Origin of the sequence: Halobacillus litoralis, assembly GCF_009856355.1 — a bacterium.
GTDB classification, from domain to species: Bacteria; Bacillota; Bacilli; order Bacillales; family Halobacillaceae; genus Halobacillus; species Halobacillus litoralis_B.
The window spans coordinates 277,521-297,621 of record NZ_WMEW01000002.1 but is presented as its reverse complement, the minus strand read 5'-3'; the positions used below and the strand labels follow the sequence as shown (position 1 = coordinate 297,621).

Here is a 20,101-nt window from a genome sequence, read left to right as displayed (position 1 = left end):
TGCACCATTATTGACCGACCACAGAAAATACAACCCCGATTGCGAAAATAATGAAGAAGAAGACAAATGAGAAGACAAATCCCAATCCGGAATCAATGACATCATTCGTTTTGGATTGAATATCATTTTTGAACTCGTTCATATTACCCCTCCTATATCAATTACTAAGTATAGTGCATTTACAGCCAAAAATCTACATGGTGTGAAAAGGATTTCTAAAATTATCCTGGATTCATACGTTTGCCACAGCTAGCAAGACTTGTCACAGATAATTCTCCCCCAGGCGGTCAAACTAAACGCAAGAGAGGAACAACATCGTCCTCTTCAAAAGCACCCGGGGCTTTTGAAATGGCGTTTATATAGATGGTTTATACGGCATGCTCACATCACTTTTTGACAGATCTTGAAAAGGACAATAAAATAGTGACACTGAGCTCCCTCTCAGGAGGGTGCCGTATTCTTTTTTTATAGAGAGGACAACCATTGTATGGCCAAGCAGAATCAATCACAGGTGTACTTACTATATGGAGTAGAACCGTATCTAATACAGGAAAACAAAGATAAAATCATAAAGCAGGCGTTAAAGAAAGAAGATCGGGAGTTCAACGTATCCCAGTATGATCTGGAGGAAATTCCTGTGGAAGATGTCGTCACAGATGCGGAAACTTTTCCGTTTCTGGGAGATGGGAAAGTGGTCATCGCCAACAACCCTGTCTTCCTCAAAGCAAAGCCGGACAAGCTGTCCTTTGAGCATGATGTGGATGTGCTGCTGCAGTACATACAAAATCCAGCCGAATACACGACTCTGGTCCTGATTGCTCCCTATGAAAAGCTGGATGAGCGCAAAAAGCTTTTTAAAGAACTGAAAAAGCATGGCGCGGTGGTTCACTGTGAGCCGGTTAAAGAATGGAACATGGACAAGTGGATTGCAAGTCTTGCGCGGGATTTACATATTACCGTGCCGGAGGATATATACGAATTATTCACACAGGAAATTGGTGCGAACCTGATGGCGCTGCGGAATGAAATGGAAAAGCTCGCCCTTTATGTAGGAGAAGGCGGCGTTGTAACAAAAGAAGCAGCCGAGCAGCTTCTTTCACACAGTGCGGAAGCTTCCGGACTGAAGCTCGTGGATGCTGTGATGGAAAGGGATCTTGGAAAAGCGATCCGTATTTACAAGGACCTTGAAAAAGTGAATGAAGAGCCGATCGCTTTGACGGCTCTGCTTTCCTCTCAATTCCGTATTATCAATCAGGCTAAAGTGCTTAAACAGAAAGGCTATGCCCAGAATCAAATGAAAACGTATATAAAAGCTCATCCATATGTCATCAAAATGGCATTAAAGCGGGAGCGTTATTTCAGTAATCAGGAATTGAACCAAATCATGAATGAACTTGCGGAGACGGATTACAATCTGAAGCAGGGGAAAATGGAAAAAGCGCTTGCTTTTGAAATGCTTCTATACCGGTTAATCCATATTAAACAGCAGACGTCGGATGCGAAAGCATCGATATAAAATAAAGAGGCCCTCCGGCTTAGTGCCGGAGGGCCTCTTTCATGTAAAAACGACCCATTCCATTAAGAAGGATCGTCTGTTGGTCATAAATTACGATTTAATTATAGTGCGTTAACTAATTTAGTTAGGCGGGATTTTTTACGGTTTCCTGTGTTTTGGTGCAGGGCGCCGCGCTGAACAGCTTTGTCAATTTTCTTAACAGCTGTAGGAAGCACTTCTTTCGCGTTTTCTACATCTTTAGCTTCAACAAGCTTTTCTACACGTTTAACCGCCGTACGCATGTCGGATTTGAATGCTGCGTTAAGGGCGCGGGCATCATCGTTTACACGTACACGTTTTTTCGCTGATTTAATGTTAGGCATGGTTTCACCTCCTAGGTAAAAACAAAAGACTCATTCATATCGAACAAAAGACATTTTACCAGAGCAGCCAGCTGTTTTCAATACTTATCTCAATCCTTATCCGATCATCTGCATAGTTTTCTTATGCTTGGGAGAACATTTGGATAAGGAGGCTGACGTTATGGAAGAACGATTCAACTACTCAATCCGCACGGATCTGGCGCTTGAAGCGCAGGAAATGAATGTAAAGGATGATCCGTCATCCTCAGACAGAGACGGGGTGGAAGTCCATGAAAACAAGGAGAATGACATCACCATCACCTATGTCACGGTCGATGAGGCCGGGGCCGAGAGAATCGGCAAGAAGCCGGGGCATTATGTGACCCTGGAATCCCTGGCCATTCGTAAACAGGACAAGGAACTTCAGGAAAACCTGGCAGAAACGCTTTCGGTACAATTGAGAAAATTGGTGGAAGCATGCGGCATCAAGGATATGGACCGTGGACTGATCGTCGGGCTTGGGAACCATAATGTGACCCCGGATGCTCTTGGTCCGCTTGTGACCGAAGATGTTTACGTAACCAGCCATTTGTTTGAACTGCATCCGGAAACCGTCGCGGAAGGCTGGCGTCCGGTTTCGGCGGTCACCCCGGGGGTCATGGGAGTCACCGGCATTGAAACGAGTGATATGGTTCATGGCATTATCGAGGAAATCAAGCCTGATTTTGTCCTCGTTATCGATGCTCTTGCTTCCAGGTCCATTAACCGGATCAATGCGACGATTCAGCTGTCTGACACGGGCATACACCCCGGATCCGGCGTCGGAAACAAACGAAAGGAAATCAGCCGGGAAACGTATGGGATTCCCGTCATCTCCATAGGGGTGCCGACGGTTGTGGATGCTGTTACCATTACGAGTGATACCATTGACTATGTACTCAAGCACTTCGGACGCGAGTGGAGGGAGAAAGACCGTCCATCCAATGCATTGTCTCCGGCTCTTAATCCCTTTGAAAGAAAAACCCTGACAGAAGAAGACCATCCTGATGATGAACAGAGCCAGGCGGTGATGGGGATGTTTGGTCAACTTGCCGAACATGAGAAAAAGCAGCTGATCAAGGAAGTATTGACTCCTCTGGGTCATAACTTGATGGTGACCCCGAAGGAAGTGGATAGTTTTATTAAAGATATGGCCTGTGTTATTGCCTCCGGTATTAACGGAGCGCTTCACTCCGGTGTCGAAGACGGCCGCCTTGAGTCATACTAAAATAGAAAAAATGATAGAGACCGGTTCTATGAAAATCCTCTTTCTCATACCATTTACTAGATGTGTATGAGAGGAGGATTTTTTATGTACCGTTACCCGGACAAGTGGAAAAAGAAGGACGGAAACGTTGTGAAACGCGGGACCCGGTGGGTTGTGCTGAGTGTCACCATCCTGCTTCTGCTATTCATTGGCATCGGGGTGCTTACTGGTGCGAAAACGACCTACCGGCTGTATTCCGATACGATACAGGAATGGACGGCGAAGCTGAAAGGTGGATCCTTCATCTATTTGTTTGAAATGGAGAACCGGGTGTTCAAAGATGCGCATCCGGAGGGAAACAGGATTCCCGGCCTCACCTCCCTCTCTTTTCAACTGCTGACAAGTTTGACACCCAATGACCCGCGAAGCCTCCTTGGTAGAGAAATTCCCGGTTTATCTTCCTACAACAGTCAGATTATCATTGCCGGGCAGGGAACGGACTTTTCTACACTCCCAATTGAATCAGAGCCGCCTCTTGAAGTAGAAGAACGAGGGGAAGAGGGGGAAATAGAGGAGAAGGATTCTGGTACTGACCAGGAAGCCGAACCTGTGGGAGAGGACCATGTGTATATTTACCATACGCACAACACCGAATCCTTTTATCCCCACCTTCCTGATGAATCGACCGTTTATGATGGTAAAGTGAATATCACCCTTGTAGGAGACCGTTTAGGAAAGAGTCTGGAAAGAAGAGGAGTAGGGACAATCGTTGATAAAACAGATGTAGCCGCCCTTCGAAGTGAGAAAGGTATGAAATACTATCAGTCTTATGATGCTGTCCGGCCGGTAGTGGAGGAAGCGGCAGGCACCAATGATTCGTTGATCTACTTCTTTGATCTTCACAGGGACAGCCTTGGAAGAGAGCATACGACAACGACGATAAATGGGAAGGACTACGCTCGTTTTGCTTTTGTTATTGGTGCGGAGCATCCTGGTTATGAGAAGAACCTTGCATTTGCCACTGCTCTTCACAACAAACTGGAGGAGGCCTACCCGGGTATCAGCCGCGGGGTTATTACTAAAAAAGGGTCGGGGGTGGATGGGGTGTACAATCAGGACATCAACCCAAATGCCATTCTGATCGAATTCGGAGGCGTCTATAACAATTTGGATGAGCTGTACCGTTCAGCGGACATCATGGCTGAAGTATTCAGCGACTACTACTTCGACGAACAAAAAGTAACGACAGAACCATAAGGAGGGACGATCATGAAGGGACTGGCCGGTCTGATCATCCTGTTCGGAGTCTTTATTGCCGGCGCTTTGTACGGCATTGAGAAGAATAATGAAAAGCTTGATGAGGCTGTGTCCGTCCATCAGCCGGAGGAGGTAGAAGAAAAAGCAGAAGACCGGCAGTCCCCCACTGGCACAACAGAACAAATACACGCGGCCGAAAAGGACTGCCATCCTTCTTCCCAACCAGAAGATGTTCCGTGGATCACCCGTCTGGCTGCCGGGATTGGAGAAGGGGTGGCGGTCACGTTCAACGGTTTGATCGTCATTGCCTCCGAAATAATTCAGGCAGGCTGATCCGGCCTGCTTTTCTATGCCATTGAATAATCCGGGGGTTACTGCTATAATCAACCTAGATATTTGTGTCGAATTCAGTAGGAGTGATTTAAGTTGACAGCACAAAACAAACAGGAAAGGGTCCGGAACTTTTCGATTATTGCCCATATCGACCATGGGAAATCGACATTGGCGGACCGTATCTTAGAAAAAACAAAAGCTTTAACCCAGCGTGAAATGAAAGAGCAGTTCCTTGATGCGATGGATCTGGAACGTGAGCGCGGGATTACGATTAAACTGAACGCCGTTCAATTGAATTACGAAGCGAATGACGGTTTGGATTACACGTTTCACCTGATTGATACTCCGGGCCACGTCGATTTTACATATGAGGTTTCCCGAAGCCTTGCTGCCTGCGAAGGGGCGATTCTTGTCGTTGACGCTGCACAGGGGATCGAAGCCCAGACACTGGCAAACGTGTATCTGGCGTTGGAAAACGATTTGGAAATCATCCCGGTTATTAACAAGATCGACCTTCCTGGTGCTGATCCTGACCGGATTAAGCAGGAAATTGAAGACGTCATCGGCATTGATGCGTCTGATGCGATTCTCGCTTCGGCCAAGGAAGGAGTCGGCATCGACGAAATTCTGGAACGGATCGTGACCGATATCCCTGCCCCTGAAGGCGGGGTCCAAGATCCGACGAAAGCATTGATCTTTGATTCCCTTTATGATTCCTACCGCGGTGTCGTTGCCTATGTCTGCGTCCGTGAAGGTTCAATTAAAATGGGCGACAAAATAAAAATGATGGCGACAGGCAAGGAGTTTGAAGTCAATGAACTGGGCGTCTTCCGTCCGACCCCGACCCAGAAAAAAGAACTGACGGTCGGTGATGTCGGATACTTGACGGCCTCCATCAAGAACATCGGAGACAGCCGTGTGGGTGACACGATTACGCTGTCCTCCAACCCTGCTGCTGAACCGCTTCCGGGTTATAAGCGCATGAATCCAATGGTATTCTGCGGGATGTATCCGGTCGATGCCAGCAAATATAACGACCTGCGTGATGCACTGGAGCGTCTGGAACTCAATGATTCCTCCCTCCAATTCGAAGCAGAGACATCCCAGGCGCTTGGGTTTGGTTTCCGCTGTGGTTTCCTCGGGATGCTGCACATGGAAATTATCCAGGAGCGGATCGAGCGTGAATACAAAATCGACCTCATCACGACGGCTCCAAGCGTAATTTACAAGGTTACGACGACAGACGGCTCTGAAATGAATGTCGACAACCCATCAATGATGCCTGATAACCAGACATTGGATGAGGTGCAGGAACCCTTTGTAAGAGCCACCATTATGGTTCCGAATGATTATGTAGGTCCGGTTATGGAGATCTGCCAGCGTAAGCGCGGGAACTTCATGGATATGCAGTACCTTGATGATAATCGTGTGAATATCGTATATGAGATCCCGTTGTCTGAAATCGTCTATGACTTTTTCGATTCCTTGAAATCTCAGACGAAGGGATATGCGTCCTTCGATTATGAGCTGATCGGCTACCGCGTATCCAATCTTGTGAAGATGGATATCCTTCTTAACGGAGATACCATTGACGCGCTTTCCTTCATCGTTCACAGAGACTTCGCTTATGAGCGTGGAAAGCTGATTGCTGAAAAGTTGAAAGAACTCATCCCGAGACAGCAGTTTGAGGTTCCGGTGCAGGCTGCAATCGGGAACAAAATCATTGCCCGTACCACAATCAAGGCGATGCGTAAAAATGTCCTTTCCAAATGTTACGGAGGAGATATCTCCCGTAAGCGTAAACTGCTTGAGAAGCAGAAAGAAGGGAAGAAGCGCATGAAGATGGTAGGCTCTGTGGAAGTCCCTCAGGAAGCCTTCATGTCTGTGCTTGATCTGAACGAAGACTAAACGAACAGTTTTACTATAAAGACCGCAGGAGACTATTCTCTTGCGGTTTTCCTTATGAAAGGTGGAAACATCCATGAATATCCCATCCGCTTATATACACATTCCTTTCTGTCAACAGATCTGTCATTACTGCGACTTTACGAAGTTCTTTTACAATGAACGGCTGGCAGATGAGTATTTAGAAGCGTTGGAAAAAGAAATACACGCATATATCCCGGGAGAGAAAGCCCGTGTCCGTACAATTTTTGTCGGTGGAGGAACACCTACAGCCGTCAACCATAAGCAGCTGGAAAAGCTCCTGAAGATGATTGATGACCACTTTGATACAGCCTCATGCGAGGAATATACGTTTGAAGCGAACCCGGGTGATCTCGATCTTGAGAAGGTGCGTTTATTGAAAGCCTATGGAGTCAATCGGATATCGCTCGGTGTCCAGGTGTTTGATGATGAGATGCTGGAAAAAATCGGACGGGTGCACAAAGTCAAAGATGTGTATACAAACATAGATCGTCTTGTGCAGGCAGGTCTTACAAATGTGAGCATTGATCTGATGTACGCTCTTCCCGGCCAGACGGTGGAGGATTTTGAAAAAACAGTGGATGAAGCCGTCCAGTTCGGCCTGCCTCATTATTCTTCGTATTCGCTGCAGATCGAACCAAAAACGATTTTTTATCAGCGTTATAAAAAAGGGAAACTGACAAAAGCGCCGGAAGAGGATGAGGCCCAGATGTATGAGCTTCTCCAGCGTAAACTCGCTGCGGCCGGAGCTCATCAGTATGAGATCAGCAACTTTGCTCTTCCAGGGTTTGAAAGTAAACACAACCTGACATACTGGAATAACGAATATTACTACGGAATCGGGGCGGGTGCCCATGGATATATGCCTGGGAAACGGACAATCAATATCCGACCGCTGCCAGCCTACGTGAAAAAGGCAGGAGAAGACGGAAAACCGATTCTTCATGAGGAACCCATCACAACCAAAGAAGAAATGGAAGAAGAAATGTTTCTTGGGTTGAGGAAAACGCAGGGGGTATCCATGGAGCGGTTTTATAAGAAATACCAGAAGCCGATGGATAACGTTTTCGGTGACGCACTTGGAACATTGAAAAACAGGCAGCTGATTCAGGAAAACAACGGGTTTATCCAGCTCACACCACGGGGAAGAATCCTTGGGAACGAAGTGTTCCAGGAATTCCTGCTGGACGAATGAAAAATTGATGGTTTTCCGTTGACATCACCGGACCCTTTTGATAATTTATTATTAGATTTAGCACTCACTTAAAACGAGTGCTAACAGAGGTGATCATCGATGTTAACAGATAGACAATTGCTGATTTTGCAAGTGATTATTGATGATTTCATTCTGACCGCTCAGCCGGTAGGATCGCGTACCATAGCAAAGAAAGAAGCTGTAACATTCAGCTCCGCTACGATACGTAATGAAATGGCCGACCTTGAGGATCAGGGTTTTATTGAAAAGACCCACTCCTCATCCGGAAGGGTCCCTTCTGAGAAGGGCTACCGCTTTTATGTCGACCATCTGCTCTCTCCGCTGCGGTTGTCCCGGCAGGAAATCGTTACGATCAGAGATGCCTTTAACGAAAAAATGATGGAATTTGAACGAGTGGTTCAGAAATCGGCAGGCATTCTGTCTGAAATGACCAACTATACTTCCATCATCCTGGGGCCGGAAGTATTTGAGACGAAGCTTAAGCAGCTTCAAATCGTTCCGCTCTCTGAACATTCTGCGATTGCCATTCTTGTTACAGACACCGGGCATGTGGAGCACAGAGCGTTCAACGTGCCTGTGGAAATGAAAGGCACAGACCTTGAGAAGATGGTCAACATCCTGAATCAGCGTCTGCAGGGTGTTCCCCTTGTGAAGCTGCACGAGAAGCTCTATACGGAAATTAACGAGATGTTAAGGCACCATATGGATCACCATGAAGAGGCCTTCTCTTATTTAAGGTCCGCGCTTGTGGAAGACCATCCGACAAAGCTGTATATCGGTGGTAAGACAAACATTCTCATGCAGCCGGAGTTCAGGGATCTGGAAAAGGTCCGGTCGCTGTATGCGACGATTGAACAGGAAAATGAAATGGCTGATCTGCTGCGTTCCGGTCAGGAAGGCATCCAAGTCAGAATAGGTCAGGAGAATCCATTCGACTCCATGCAGAACTGCAGCCTGATAACAGCTACCTATCACCTTGGCAATGACCAGATGGGGACCATTGCTTTATTAGGTCCGACGCGCATGGAGTATAACCGGATGTTTTCATTGATGCATGTACTATCCAAGCATATGACCAACACGTTCCGGGGCTGGTATTGATCCTGTGAACGGCAAAAAGAAGATGGGGCGGTTTTCCCATCGCTTCTTTTTGTGTGATGCTTTTTTAGGATATAGATTCATGTTATATTCAATAACGGTGTAATGGATAGTAGGAGGTGGAAGTCATGGAAGAGAACAAACAGGAAATCATTGATGAAAAAGATGAACAGCAGGAACCGGAAGAGGTTCAAGGTGAAGTTGTAGAAGAAACCGAAGAATCTCAAGGGGAAATAGAGCAGCTCCGTCAGGAAAAAGAGGAGCTCAACAACCGGCTGATTCGTCTTCAGGCAGACTATGATAATTTCCGCCGTCGTACCCAGAAGGAAAAAGAGGCGGATCGGAAATATCGATCCCAAAGTCTTATTGAAGAGCTGATTCCAGCTTTAGATAACTTCGATAGAGCCCTGCAGGTAGAGGTGGACAGTGACGCCGCCAAAAACCTTGCCAACGGTATGAAAATGGTCTACGACCAGTTCAAAACCGCTCTTGAGAAAGAAGGCGTAGAGGTCATCCCTGCCCAGGGAGAAGAGTTTGACCCACATCTTCATCAGGCAGTGATGCAGGTAGAGGATGAAAACTACGAGTCCAATATCGTAGTGGAAGAGCTCCAGAAGGGCTATCGCTTGAAAGACCGGGTTATCCGCCCGTCAATGGTAAAAGTAAACCAATAAAAAAACAGGTAGATGAGTACGCAAAGGAGGACATTCAACCATGGGTAAAATTATAGGTATTGACTTAGGTACAACGAACTCTTGTGTAGCAGTGATGGAAGGTGGGGAAGCGAAAGTTATCCCTAACCCTGAAGGTAACCGCACAACGCCATCCGCAGTGGCATTCAAAAATGGAGAACGTCAGGTAGGGGAAGTGGCGAAGCGTCAGGCCATTACAAACCCGAACACACTTCTTTCCATCAAGCGTCACATGGGTACAGACTATAAGGTGGAAGTTGAAGGTAAAGAGTACACACCTCAAGAGGTTTCTGCAATCATCCTTCAATACATCAAGAACTATGCTGAAGATTACCTCGGAGAAACCGTTGATAAAGCGGTTATCACAGTTCCAGCCTACTTTAACGATGCGGAGCGTCAGGCGACAAAAGATGCTGGTAAGATCGCTGGTCTGCAGGTAGAGCGTATCATTAACGAGCCGACAGCTGCAGCATTGGCATACGGCATTGACAAGGAAGACCAGGATCAGACAATTCTTGTTTATGACCTTGGCGGCGGTACGTTTGACGTATCCATCCTTGACATCGGTGACGGTACATTTGAAGTAGTTTCTACAGCTGGTGACAACCGTCTTGGCGGAGACGACTTCGACCAAGTCATTATCGACCACATGGTAGCTGAATTCAAAAAAGAAAACGGCATTGACTTGTCCCAGGACAAAATGGCGAAACAGCGCTTGAAAGATGCGGCTGAAAAAGCGAAGAAAGATCTTTCCGGCGTAGCACAGACGCAAATTTCCCTTCCGTTCATTACTGCGGGAGAAGCAGGACCGCTTCACCTTGAAATGAACTTGACTCGTGCGAAATTTGAAGAGCTTGCTTCTGATCTTGTTGAGCGTTCCATGAAGCCGACTCGTCAGGCTCTTAAAGATGCCGGCATGAGTGCTGGAGACATTCACAAGGTTATTCTTGTTGGTGGTTCCACACGTATTCCAGCTGTACAGGAAGCCATCAAGCGTGAAATCGGACAAGATCCTTCCAAAGGTGTAAACCCTGACGAAGTGGTAGCACTTGGTGCCTCCATCCAGGGTGGTGTCCTTCAAGGAGACGTAAAAGATGTTGTTCTTCTTGACGTTACTCCACTTTCTCTAGGTATTGAAACAATGGGCGGCGTAACAACGAAGCTGATTGAACGTAACACAACGATTCCTACCAGCCACTCCCAGACGTTCTCTACAGCGGCGGACAACCAGACAGCTGTAGACATTCACGTCCTTCAAGGGGAACGCGAAATGGCTCAGGACAACAAAACACTTGGACGCTTCCAGTTGACGGATATTCCACCGGCACCACGCGGTGTTCCACAAATTGAAGTATCCTTCGATATTGATGCCAACGGTATTGTGAACGTTCGTGCTAAAGATCTTGGTACAAATAAAGAGCAGTCCATCACAATCAAATCTTCTTCCGGTCTTTCTGATGACGAAGTAGAAGACATGGTTCGTCAGGCAGAAGAAAATGCGGAAGAAGACAAGAAGAAACGTGAAGCTGTTGAACTTCGAAACGAAGCTGATCAGCTGATCTTCACAACAGACAAGACCATCAAGGATCTTGGTGAGCAGGTCAGTGAAGATGAAAAACAAAAAGCAGAAACAGCTAAGGAAGAACTTCAAACAGCCCTTGAAGGCGAAGACCTTGATGCGATCAGGGAGAAGAAAGATGCCCTTCAAGAGCAGGTTCAGGCACTTTCCGTTAAGCTTTACGAGCAGGCTCAGGCGCAGGCGGAAGCCCAGCAGGGTGAACAGGCCGGCGGAGCCGATGAAGATGTCGTAGATGCTGACTATGAAGAAGTCAACGAAGACGATAAGAAGTAAGATAGCGTAGAAAAAAAGTCAAAGTCAGGATCTTCTTGACTTTGACTTTTTTAATGAATAAGAAGGGGAAGCGGTGACGGTTGCCCGCCCTACCCTTCAGTGTTAATATTAACGTTATGTAATAGCGTCCGGGAGAGTGATCTACAAGTGAGTAAACGTGACTATTATGAGGTGCTTGGTGTGTCCAAGGATGCCTCGAAGGATGAAATTAAGAAAGCCTACCGCAAGCTGGCTCGTCAATATCACCCAGACGTCAGCAAAGAGGAAAATGCTTCTGAAAAATTCAAGGAAGCAAAAGAAGCTTATGAAACCCTGAGCGATCAGCAGAAGAGAGCCCAGTATGACCAGTTCGGCCATGCCGGTCCAAACCAGGGAGGCTTCGGCGGATTTGGCGGAGGCGCAGAAGACTTCGGTGGATTCGGTGATATCTTTGATATGTTCTTCGGTGGTGGAGGCCGCCGCCGTGATCCGAACGCCCCTCGTAAAGGTGCCGATCTGCAATATACAATGACCCTTCAGTTTGAAGAAGCCATCTTTGGGAAATCCACGGATATTGAAATTCCTGTGGAGGAAGACTGTGATACGTGTGATGGGTCCGGGGCGAAACCGGGAACTACACCGGAAACGTGTTCCCATTGTCAAGGTTCCGGGCAGATTAATCAGGAGCAGAACACACCATTCGGCCGTGTCGTAAACCGCCGTGTCTGTCACCACTGCCAGGGCAGCGGAAAAATCATTAAGGATAAATGTAATACGTGCGGCGGCGACGGCCGCGTGAAAACACGCAACAAGATCCATCTTGATATTCCTGCGGGTATTGATGATGGCCAGCAGATCCGTGTCCAGGGCAAAGGGGAAGACGGAGCCAACGGCGGACCGGCCGGCGACTTGTTTGTTGTCATCCGTGTGCAGCCGCATGAATTCTTCCAGCGTGAAGGCGACCATATCTTCTGCGATGTCCCTCTGACCTTTGCACAGGCAGCCCTTGGGGACGAAATCCAGGTGCCTACGGTTCACGGGAATGTGAAGCTGAAGATTCCTGCCGGTACGCAGACAGGAAAAACGTTCCGTCTTAAAGAAAAAGGCGCACCGAATGTTCACGGCCGCGGCCAGGGCGATCAGCATGTGAAGACGAAAGTCATCACACCGAAGAACCTGACCGAGCGCCAGAAGGAACTTCTTCGTGAATTTAATGATATTAGTGGAAATGAAGCCGCTGAAGAACAGCACGGCAATTTCTTTGAGCGAATGAAGCGCGCTTTTAAAGGCGACTAAGGATGTAACAGAGTCTGTACGATGGAACTTGCAGGTGATTTCCGAGTCAATGTCCTGTTTTCATCGTGCAGACTTTTTTTGAGAGGGAAGAAAAGGCCTCCGGGTTTTTTTAGACATAAGAGAAGAGGGTGGAGTGTAATGAAATGGTCTGAAGTCTGTGTTCATACGACGACAGAAGCGGTTGAACCTGTATCAAATATTCTGCATGAATCCGGTGCCAGCGGCGTGGTCATTGAGGACCCGGCTGATATGCAGCGCAGGAAAACGAAGCTTGGAGAAATTTATGAGCTGAACCCTGCTGATTACCCTGCGGAAGGTGTTTATGTTAAGGCTTATATGCCTATGAACAGTTTTCTTATGGAGACTGTCGATGGAGTGAAGAAAACCATCAGCAATCTGACTGAATTTGGCATTGACATCGGCCGCAATGAAATAACGGTCCAGGAAATCCATGAAGAAGACTGGGCTACAGCTTGGAAAAAGTATTACAAGCCCGTTAAAATTTCCGAGAAAATCACCATCATTCCTGAGTGGGAGGATTACACACCTGTCTCCAGTGATGAAATCATTATCGAAATGGACCCGGGTATGGCTTTTGGTACTGGGACCCATCCAACAACGGTTCTGAGCATCCAAGCACTGGAACAGTATTTGGAAAAGGGAGATGTCGTCGCTGATGTCGGTGCCGGCTCAGGAATCCTGAGTGTCGCTTCCGTTCTTCTCGGGGCTGAGCATGCGTATGCCTATGATCTGGATGATGTGGCGGTTTCGAGCACGAAAAACAATGCCGCGCTGAATGGTGTGGAAAACCAGGTGACCTCCGAAGTGAATGATCTGCTTGAAGGTGTGGATTGGGAAGCGGACCTGATCGTTTCCAATATCCTGGCTGAGATTATTGTAAAATTCACAGATGATGCTTTCCGTGTCGTGAAACCAGGCGGCTATTTCATTACGTGTGGAATCATTTCTGCCCGCAAAGAAATGGTACGTGATCGTTTGATTGAATCAGGCTTCGAAATTGTGGAAACAAATAAAATGGAAGACTGGATCAGCATTATCGCCAAAAAGCCGGAGTGACCTCTTATGCAGCGTTATTTTATTGACGCTCCGTATTGGAGTGACACGTCGGTAACTATTACAGGGGATGATGTCCATCATATCAGCCGCGTGATGAGGATGGGAGAGGGAGACCAGCTTACTGCTGTTCATCCTGTCCATGGACCTGCTGTATGTAAAATTGACATCCTCTCCGAAGAGATTGTATGTTCGATTATCCATTGGATTGAGGAAGATCGTGAGCTGCCTGTCAAAGTGACCATTGCTGCCGGTCTGGGTAAAGGGGACAAGCTGGAGCAGATCGTCCAGAAGGGCACGGAGCTTGGTGCGTTTTCCTTTATTCCCTATCAGGCGGATCGGTCTGTTGCCAAATGGGATGGAAAAAAAGCCCCTAAAAAGATTCAGCGGCTGGAGAAGATTGCCAAGGAAGCAGGCGAACAGTCGGAGCGGACAGTCATCCCTTCTGTATCCGGTCTGCATTCACTGAAGGACATCACAGGATTGAAAGAAACCCATGACTGGTGCTTTTTTGCGCATGCAGAGGAAGCGAGGAGCGAGACCCGCCGGAAGTTTTCCGATGCTCTCCATGCTATTCGTCCAGGCGACTCCATCGCTGTCATCTTCGGTCCGGAAGGCGGATTTTCTGACAAAGAGGTGGAAGCCTTTAAGGAAGCCGGCTTTTTATCCATCCGGCTCGGGCCTCGTATTCTGCGGATGGAAACAGCTCCCCTTTACTTTTTATCCGCTTTATCCTATGTGTTGGAGGAAGCATAATCCATCCCATTTATTCTCGCAATCGAACCGCTTTCATGCTAAGATAACAAAGAGGTACGTACAACCTATGATAAAGGAGCGCTTGAAATGGAACAAAATCTTGCAAAAATGATTGATCATACACAATTGAAACCAGATACACCGAAAGAGAAAATTACACAAATCTGTGAGGAAGCCAAGGAAAACGGCTTTATTTCTGTCTGTGTCAATCCATACTGGGTTGAATACTGTGCTGAGCTGCTTGCGGATACAGATGTGAAAGTGTGCACGGTCATCGGATTCCCGCTTGGAGCGGTTACGAAAGAAACAAAAGCTTTCGAAACCAAGCAGGCCATTGAAAAAGGAGCCACAGAAGTGGACATGGTGATTAACATCGGAGAGCTCAAATCCGGGCATTTTGATAACGTCCAGCAGGATATCCAAGCTGTTGTCCGTGAAGCTGAAGGAAAAGCTCTTGTGAAAGTCATCATTGAAACATCCCTTCTGACAGAAGAAGAAAAAGTGAAAGCTTCTGAACTGGCGAAAGCCGCTGGCGCAGACTACGTGAAAACATCTACTGGATTCTCCGGCGGTGGAGCAACCGTGGAGGATATCAGCTTAATGCGTAAAACAGTAGGACCGGACATGGGAGTGAAGGCTTCCGGTGGTGTCCGTGATTATGAAGGAGCTAAAGCGATGATCGAAGCCGGCGCTACACGAATCGGTGCAAGCTCTGGTAAGGCGATTATTACAGGTGGACAAGGAACATCTGATTATTAATACGTCAAAAGCGGCCGATTGAGGCCGCTTTTTTTATCTTCCGTCATTGGTAAACTAAAGAAAAAAGGGAGAATGCAATGGAAAAACAACCGTTGAAAATGCACAGTTATCCAGGAATGGCGGTGGTGATCGGAAGTGGATATGAGGGGGAGGTAAATTTCATGTCAGCCGGGTGGCATTCCTTTTTATCTATGGATCCGCCCATGTATGGTGCAGCTGTAGGGAGAGAACGTTACACCTATCAGCTGATCAAGCAGTCGGGGGCATTCACCATCCATTTCCTGCCCTATGAGGAGGCGGCCTTTATTCAGTATGCAGGCAGTATCTCCGGGATGGATACAAATAAAGCCTCCAGCTTTGGTCAGCAATGGAAAAGGGGAGAAAATGGCAGTCCGGTTTTAGAGAGTGCCTATCTCACGTATGAGTGTGAGGTGGACCAGATGATTCCAACTGGTGATCATGACTGGGTGACTGGTACCATTACCGCCTGTTCCTATATTCCTGAAATTTTTAATGAAAAAGGTCTTCCTGATTTTCAAAACCTGCATATTCCTTTGTATTTAGGGCGTTCTGAGTACATAAAGCTCGATGAAAAAATAAAAAAACAGTCCTTTATTGACCCTTTATCTTATAAAAAAAGTTGACCATCCTGAAACCATATACTATAATTGTCAAAGGTATGGGAGGTCCCATACAAGAGAAACAGTTTTGTTTGCTTCGGAGGGAGGGAAATTAGCATGTCAAATACAACTCGCGTTCGTAAAAACGAGTCTCTTGAAGATGCTCTTCGTCGCTTTAAGCGTTCTGTATCAAAGAGTGGTACATTAGCGGAATATCGTAAGCGTGAATATTACGATAAGCCTAGCGTACGCCGTAAGAAAAAGTCTGAGGCGGCTAGAAAGCGTAAGTAATCAAAGAGGGTGTTGAATAGATGACGATCACTGACCGTCTGACCCAGGACATGAAAACAGCCATGAAGGCACGGGATAAAGAAAAATTATCCACGATCCGTATGGTTCGTGCTTCTATGCAAAATGAAGCAATTAAATTGGGTAAAGACTCATTATCTGAAGAAGAAGCATTGACTGTTTTATCTCGTGAGGTAAAACAGAGAAATGATTCCCTCCATGAATTCAAAGAAGCTGGACGTGACGATCTTGTAGAAGGACTCGAGCGTGAAATTGAGATTTTACAAGTGTATATGCCGAAACAGCTGACTGATGAAGAACTTGAACAGATTGTCAATGAAACAATTGAGGAAGTAGGAGCTGCTTCCAAAAGCGACATGGGCAAGGTGATGAGTGCCATCATGCCTAAAGTAAAAGGCAGAGCTGATGGTTCACAGGTCAATAAGTTCGTTCTTCAGCAATTATCGTAAATATAAAAGGCCTCTCTGTAGAAAGAGAGGCCTTTTTATTTTTAAACGAAACTTTTTGTTTTGTCGTTCGTATAGGAAGTATACGGAGGGTAAGATAAAAGAGGGGGGTGATTGTTTGATGATACGTACTTTGCGTCTGCGTTTGTGGCTGGCCGTGTTTATTCTTGGCGCAGCATCCCTGATGCTCAGTTTTGATTTTGCTCAAGCAGAAGGGGAAGGAGAAACCGTCTACGTGATTCCGGTGGAGGATACGGTGGAACGTGGGATGGCCGCTTTTCTCAAAAGGACGACAGAGGAAGCCAAGGAAAATGGTGTGGATCACATTATTTTTGAAGTGGATACCCCGGGAGGCCGTGTAGATGCGGCCGGAGAGATTGGAGAAATTTTTCAGGATCTTGATATACCTAACACAGCGTTTGTAACGAGCCGGGCCTATTCGGCTGGTTCCTACATCGCCTTAAATGCCGATAACATATACATGAAGCCGCAGGCGACGATGGGGGCTTCCGGAGTGATCAATTCAGATGGGACAGCGGCTGACAAAAAGGCGCAGTCTGCCTGGATCTCCTCCATGGCAGCCGCAGCAGAGACAAATGGAAGGGATCCTCTCTATGCGCGTGCGATGGCTGATGCGGACATCGACCTTCCGGATTACGGGGCTCCTGAGGGAGAATTTCTTACACTGGGTCCTGGTGAGGCGGAGGAAGTCGGCTACGCAGAAGGAATTGTCGAAGACCGAAACGAATTACTAAATGAGCTTCGTTTGTCCGGAGCGGAAGTGGTGGAGCAGAACCCGACTCTATCAGAAAATGTCGCCCGATTCCTAACAGATCCTGTTGTCATTCCGATATTATTATCAGTGGCCAGTCTCGGTCTTGTGGTGGAACTTTATTCACCAGGGTTCGGTTTACCGGGAACGATGGGGGTTACAGCTCTTGTGCTGTTCTTCTATGGTCATATTGTTGCCGGCCTGGCTGGATATGAGGCGATCATTTTACTCGTGCTGGGGATTGGCCTTATCGTGGCTGAATTCTTTCTCCCTGGTGGAATTGCCGGCATTGCAGGGGTCGCAGCCATTGTCTTTTCCCTGATGCTTTCTTCCGCGGATATGGGACATATGGCGATGAGTATCGGTATAGCCCTTCTGGTTACCGTGATTGTTTCCGTGATCCTGTTTAAGACCATGGGGCTTGAACGAGGCTTCTTCCGGCATATCATCTTGAATGATTCCACCTCATCAGAGCAGGGGTATGTTTCTTCCGTCAGCCGCCTGGACCTGATTGGTCTGGAAGGGACGGCTGTGACGCCGCTGCGACCGTCTGGAACGGCTGAATTTAATGGGGAACGGCTGGATGTCGTTACTGAAGGTGTCTTTATCGGAGTGAACCAGAAAGTGAAAATTATGAAGACAGAAGGATCCCGGATTGTGGTCCGGGAGCTGAAAAAAGAGGAGGAAACAACGTGACATTGCAGGAACTCATGCCGATTATTATTATCGGTATCATTATTATCGTACTGGCTGTGCTCTTCACATTTATCCCGGTTATGCTATGGATCAGTGCCCTGGCTGCCGGCGTTAAAATCAACATCTTCACACTTGTAGGAATGAGATTGAGAAGGGTTATTCCTTCCCGGGTTATTAATCCACTGATTAAAGCCCATAAAGCAGGTGTGAACGTCAACACCAACCAGTTGGAAAGCCACTACCTCGCGGGTGGTAACGTGGACCGCGTGGTCAATGCGCTGATTGCAGCTCAGCGTGCGAACATTGAACTGAGCTTTGAACGCTGTGCCGCGATCGATCTCGCCGGCCGTGACGTGCTGGAAGCCGTACAGATGAGCGTCAATCCCAAGGTTATTGAAACACCGTTTATCGCTGGTGTGGCCATGGACGGGATTGAAGTGAAGGCCAAAGCCCGTATCACCGTTCGTGCCAATATCGACCGTCTTGTCGGTGGTGCTGGTGAAGATACCGTCATCGCCCGTGTCGGTGAAGGAATTGTATCCACCATAGGGTCCAGTGAAAATCACAATAAAGTACTGGAAAACCCGGACCGCATCTCTCAAAACGTATTGAGCAAAGGGCTGGATGCAGGGACAGCTTTTGAAATCCTTTCGATTGATATTGCTGATATTGATATCGGTAAGAACATCGGAGCGATCCTGCAGACAGACCAGGCGGAAGCGGACAAAAACATCGCTCAGGCGAAAGCAGAAGAACGTCGTGCGATGGCCATTGCCCAGGAGCAGGAAATGCGTGCACGTGTCCAAGAGATGCAGGCGAAAGTTGTGGAAGCAGAAGCACAGGTGCCTCAAGCACTTGCTGAAGCTCTTCGTTCCGGGAAAATGGGTGTCATGGACTACATGAACTATCAGAACATCAATGCTGATACGGATATGAGAAATACGCTCGGCCGCACGTCAGATGAAGAAACCGAAGAAGATAAGTAAATCCTCGCTGACTTAAAGGAGCATGCATATGGCAGATCTTATTGAATTGATATTCAGTAATTTTGTCATCGTCGCTGCGATTATCGGTGGAATTATCAGCTGGTTCAGCGGGATGTCAAAAGAGAAGGATCAAAAGTCGGGAGCTCCGAAAAAACAAACGGCGCCCCGTCCGTATCCAAATAAGTCCCAGGGGGAACCGCAGCAGCAGGAACAAGAGGGTCAGGAGGACCGGGGAGGACGTCTCCGCGAGTATTATGAGGAAAAGCAGAAGCGTCTGGAAGAAATAGCGGAAAAATCAAGATCTGATGCTTCTGGATACAACAGAGACCGTACGATAACGGATTCTCCGGTTTATAACGCAGAGAAATCCAGCCCAATGGAGGAAAATCCTCCGGCAGGCCGGAAAGCCTCGACAAAGGCCCCTCCGTTAACGACGGACGGCCCTCTGGTAGAGCAGGCACGGAAGTGGGATAAGAAAAAACTGGCCGAAGGAATCGTGATGGCTGAGATTCTTGGACCGCCGCGTGCGCACAAGCCGCACCGCTCGCATCCCCGAAAAAGATAAACGAACGCCCGAATTGTAGTGATACAATTCGGGCGTTTTTCGTATAAATGAAAAGAAGGGGGGGCGCCGTATGCCAAAATGGCAGCAGCAGATTAGAACATGGATCGGCCGTTATTTTGACCTTCCGGCTGATGTGATGCTGGATTTACCACGAATCACTACGATCGGCTCCATACACGTCTACATAGAAAATCATACCGGCCTCCTGCATTTTTCAGAGGAAGAAGTACGCATTCAATACAAAAAGGGCCAGGTCCGGATTGTCGGCAGAGACCTTGGTGTGAAAATGATGCTCAAAGAAGAACTTCTCCTGGAAGGAGAGTTGAAATCCGTCGAGTTTTTCCCTGATTCGAAAGGAGGGTGAGT

At 47.4% G+C, this 20,101-nt stretch carries 22 protein-coding genes; 20 read left to right on the top strand and 2 right to left on the bottom strand.

Features of this window, described 5'->3' with window-relative positions; translation table 11 throughout:
- Positions 1-7: 7 nt before the first annotated feature.
- Positions 8-142: a YqzM family protein gene (locus GLV97_RS05340; RefSeq protein WP_027955338.1), complete on the bottom strand. Its 135-nt coding sequence runs from the start codon at positions 140-142 to the stop codon at positions 8-10.
- 345 nt (positions 143-487) lie between these two features.
- Between GLV97_RS05340 and holA the strand changes: the two genes are divergently transcribed.
- Positions 488-1,516 carry a DNA polymerase III subunit delta gene (gene holA, locus GLV97_RS05335; protein ID WP_160836177.1) on the top strand — a complete coding sequence of 343 codons (1,029 nt, stop codon included), beginning with the start codon at positions 488-490 and terminating at the stop codon, positions 1,514-1,516.
- A 101-nt stretch (positions 1,517-1,617) separates the two neighbouring features.
- Here holA and rpsT read toward each other — a convergent pair whose 3' ends face one another.
- Positions 1,618-1,878, bottom strand: coding sequence for a 30S ribosomal protein S20 (rpsT, locus tag GLV97_RS05330; protein WP_160836176.1), 261 nt, complete (start codon positions 1,876-1,878; stop codon positions 1,618-1,620).
- Positions 1,879-2,038: 160 nt separating this feature from the next.
- Here rpsT and gpr point away from each other — a divergent pair, with 160 nt between their 5' ends.
- The 19 genes from gpr to yqfC all read left to right on the top strand — a co-directional run bounded on the left by gpr (position 2,039) and on the right by yqfC (position 20,099).
- Positions 2,039-3,124 carry a GPR endopeptidase gene (gene gpr / locus GLV97_RS05325; RefSeq protein ID WP_160889182.1) on the top strand — a complete coding sequence of 362 codons (1,086 nt, stop codon included), beginning with the start codon at positions 2,039-2,041 and terminating at the stop codon, positions 3,122-3,124.
- An 84-nt stretch (positions 3,125-3,208) separates the two neighbouring features.
- Positions 3,209-4,360, top strand: a complete 1,152-nt coding sequence (gene spoIIP, locus GLV97_RS05320; RefSeq protein ID WP_160836174.1) for a stage II sporulation protein P — start codon at positions 3,209-3,211, stop codon at positions 4,358-4,360.
- Positions 4,361-4,372: 12 nt separating this feature from the next.
- The gene (locus GLV97_RS05315) at positions 4,373-4,693 is read left to right on the top strand and encodes a hypothetical protein (protein ID WP_160840663.1); all 321 of its coding nucleotides are present in this window, start codon (positions 4,373-4,375) and stop codon (positions 4,691-4,693) included.
- Between the two features lie 93 nt (positions 4,694-4,786).
- Positions 4,787-6,601, top strand: coding sequence for a translation elongation factor 4 (gene lepA, locus GLV97_RS05310; RefSeq protein ID WP_160836172.1), 1,815 nt, complete (start codon positions 4,787-4,789; stop codon positions 6,599-6,601).
- Positions 6,602-6,674: 73 nt separating this feature from the next.
- The gene (gene hemW / locus GLV97_RS05305) at positions 6,675-7,814 is read left to right on the top strand and encodes a radical SAM family heme chaperone HemW (RefSeq protein ID WP_160889181.1); all 1,140 of its coding nucleotides are present in this window, start codon (positions 6,675-6,677) and stop codon (positions 7,812-7,814) included.
- Between the two features lie 99 nt (positions 7,815-7,913).
- The gene (gene hrcA / locus GLV97_RS05300) at positions 7,914-8,936 is read left to right on the top strand and encodes a heat-inducible transcriptional repressor HrcA (RefSeq protein ID WP_160836170.1); all 1,023 of its coding nucleotides are present in this window, start codon (positions 7,914-7,916) and stop codon (positions 8,934-8,936) included.
- A gap of 125 nt (positions 8,937-9,061) precedes the next feature.
- On the top strand, positions 9,062-9,607 hold the full coding sequence (gene grpE, locus GLV97_RS05295; protein ID WP_160836169.1) for a nucleotide exchange factor GrpE: 546 nt from the start codon (positions 9,062-9,064) through the stop codon (positions 9,605-9,607).
- A 40-nt stretch (positions 9,608-9,647) separates the two neighbouring features.
- Positions 9,648-11,477, top strand: coding sequence for a molecular chaperone DnaK (dnaK, locus tag GLV97_RS05290; RefSeq protein WP_160836168.1), 1,830 nt, complete (start codon positions 9,648-9,650; stop codon positions 11,475-11,477).
- A gap of 147 nt (positions 11,478-11,624) precedes the next feature.
- A complete protein-coding gene (gene dnaJ / locus GLV97_RS05285; RefSeq protein ID WP_160836167.1) occupies positions 11,625-12,752 on the top strand; it encodes a molecular chaperone DnaJ in 1,128 nt (375 codons plus the stop codon).
- A gap of 138 nt (positions 12,753-12,890) precedes the next feature.
- Positions 12,891-13,829: a 50S ribosomal protein L11 methyltransferase gene (prmA, locus tag GLV97_RS05280; protein ID WP_160836166.1), complete on the top strand. Its 939-nt coding sequence runs from the start codon at positions 12,891-12,893 to the stop codon at positions 13,827-13,829.
- A gap of 6 nt (positions 13,830-13,835) precedes the next feature.
- On the top strand, positions 13,836-14,582 hold the full coding sequence (locus GLV97_RS05275; RefSeq protein ID WP_160889180.1) for a 16S rRNA (uracil(1498)-N(3))-methyltransferase: 747 nt from the start codon (positions 13,836-13,838) through the stop codon (positions 14,580-14,582).
- 87 nt (positions 14,583-14,669) lie between these two features.
- A complete protein-coding gene (deoC, locus tag GLV97_RS05270; protein WP_160836164.1) occupies positions 14,670-15,341 on the top strand; it encodes a deoxyribose-phosphate aldolase in 672 nt (223 codons plus the stop codon).
- A 77-nt stretch (positions 15,342-15,418) separates the two neighbouring features.
- Entirely contained in the window at positions 15,419-15,985 is a 567-nt protein-coding gene (locus GLV97_RS05265; RefSeq protein WP_160889179.1) for a flavin reductase family protein, read from the top strand.
- Positions 15,986-16,078: 93 nt separating this feature from the next.
- Positions 16,079-16,252, top strand: a complete 174-nt coding sequence (rpsU, locus tag GLV97_RS05260; protein WP_027955353.1) for a 30S ribosomal protein S21 — start codon at positions 16,079-16,081, stop codon at positions 16,250-16,252.
- A 20-nt stretch (positions 16,253-16,272) separates the two neighbouring features.
- The gene (locus tag GLV97_RS05255; RefSeq protein ID WP_027955354.1) at positions 16,273-16,719 is read left to right on the top strand and encodes a GatB/YqeY domain-containing protein; all 447 of its coding nucleotides are present in this window, start codon (positions 16,273-16,275) and stop codon (positions 16,717-16,719) included.
- Between the two features lie 118 nt (positions 16,720-16,837).
- Positions 16,838-18,184: an NfeD family protein gene (locus GLV97_RS05250; RefSeq protein ID WP_160836162.1), complete on the top strand. Its 1,347-nt coding sequence runs from the start codon at positions 16,838-16,840 to the stop codon at positions 18,182-18,184.
- Positions 18,185-18,198: 14 nt separating this feature from the next.
- Positions 18,199-19,170: a flotillin-like protein FloA gene (floA, locus tag GLV97_RS05245; protein WP_202409672.1), complete on the top strand. Its 972-nt coding sequence runs from the start codon at positions 18,199-18,201 to the stop codon at positions 19,168-19,170.
- A 28-nt stretch (positions 19,171-19,198) separates the two neighbouring features.
- Complete coding sequence (locus GLV97_RS05240) at positions 19,199-19,735, top strand: hypothetical protein (RefSeq protein ID WP_160836160.1); 537 nt, start codon at positions 19,199-19,201, stop codon at positions 19,733-19,735.
- A 70-nt stretch (positions 19,736-19,805) separates the two neighbouring features.
- A complete protein-coding gene (yqfC, locus tag GLV97_RS05235; protein WP_027955358.1) occupies positions 19,806-20,099 on the top strand; it encodes a sporulation protein YqfC in 294 nt (97 codons plus the stop codon).
- Positions 20,100-20,101: the final 2 nt, after the last annotated feature.

What these genes read in the sequence shown, in the direction of transcription:
- GLV97_RS05340 (WP_027955338.1), bottom strand. Translation starts at nt 142, where the DNA reads ATGAACGAGTTCAAAAATGATATTCAATCCAAAACGAATGATGTCATT.
- holA (WP_160836177.1), top strand. Translation starts at nt 488, where the DNA reads ATGGCCAAGCAGAATCAATCACAGGTGTACTTACTATATGGAGTAGAA.
- rpsT (WP_160836176.1), bottom strand. Translation starts at nt 1,878, where the DNA reads ATGCCTAACATTAAATCAGCGAAAAAACGTGTACGTGTAAACGATGAT.
- gpr (WP_160889182.1), top strand. Translation starts at nt 2,039, where the DNA reads ATGGAAGAACGATTCAACTACTCAATCCGCACGGATCTGGCGCTTGAA.
- spoIIP (WP_160836174.1), top strand. Translation starts at nt 3,209, where the DNA reads ATGTACCGTTACCCGGACAAGTGGAAAAAGAAGGACGGAAACGTTGTG.
- GLV97_RS05315 (WP_160840663.1), top strand. Translation starts at nt 4,373, where the DNA reads ATGAAGGGACTGGCCGGTCTGATCATCCTGTTCGGAGTCTTTATTGCC.
- hemW (WP_160889181.1), top strand. Translation starts at nt 6,675, where the DNA reads ATGAATATCCCATCCGCTTATATACACATTCCTTTCTGTCAACAGATC.
- hrcA (WP_160836170.1), top strand. Translation starts at nt 7,914, where the DNA reads ATGTTAACAGATAGACAATTGCTGATTTTGCAAGTGATTATTGATGAT.
- grpE (WP_160836169.1), top strand. Translation starts at nt 9,062, where the DNA reads ATGGAAGAGAACAAACAGGAAATCATTGATGAAAAAGATGAACAGCAG.
- dnaK (WP_160836168.1), top strand. Translation starts at nt 9,648, where the DNA reads ATGGGTAAAATTATAGGTATTGACTTAGGTACAACGAACTCTTGTGTA.
- prmA (WP_160836166.1), top strand. Translation starts at nt 12,891, where the DNA reads ATGAAATGGTCTGAAGTCTGTGTTCATACGACGACAGAAGCGGTTGAA.
- GLV97_RS05275 (WP_160889180.1), top strand. Translation starts at nt 13,836, where the DNA reads ATGCAGCGTTATTTTATTGACGCTCCGTATTGGAGTGACACGTCGGTA.
- deoC (WP_160836164.1), top strand. Translation starts at nt 14,670, where the DNA reads ATGGAACAAAATCTTGCAAAAATGATTGATCATACACAATTGAAACCA.
- GLV97_RS05265 (WP_160889179.1), top strand. Translation starts at nt 15,419, where the DNA reads ATGGAAAAACAACCGTTGAAAATGCACAGTTATCCAGGAATGGCGGTG.
- rpsU (WP_027955353.1), top strand. Translation starts at nt 16,079, where the DNA reads ATGTCAAATACAACTCGCGTTCGTAAAAACGAGTCTCTTGAAGATGCT.
- GLV97_RS05255 (WP_027955354.1), top strand. Translation starts at nt 16,273, where the DNA reads ATGACGATCACTGACCGTCTGACCCAGGACATGAAAACAGCCATGAAG.
- GLV97_RS05250 (WP_160836162.1), top strand. Translation starts at nt 16,838, where the DNA reads ATGATACGTACTTTGCGTCTGCGTTTGTGGCTGGCCGTGTTTATTCTT.
- floA (WP_202409672.1), top strand. Translation starts at nt 18,199, where the DNA reads ATGCCGATTATTATTATCGGTATCATTATTATCGTACTGGCTGTGCTC.
- GLV97_RS05240 (WP_160836160.1), top strand. Translation starts at nt 19,199, where the DNA reads ATGGCAGATCTTATTGAATTGATATTCAGTAATTTTGTCATCGTCGCT.
- yqfC (WP_027955358.1), top strand. Translation starts at nt 19,806, where the DNA reads ATGCCAAAATGGCAGCAGCAGATTAGAACATGGATCGGCCGTTATTTT.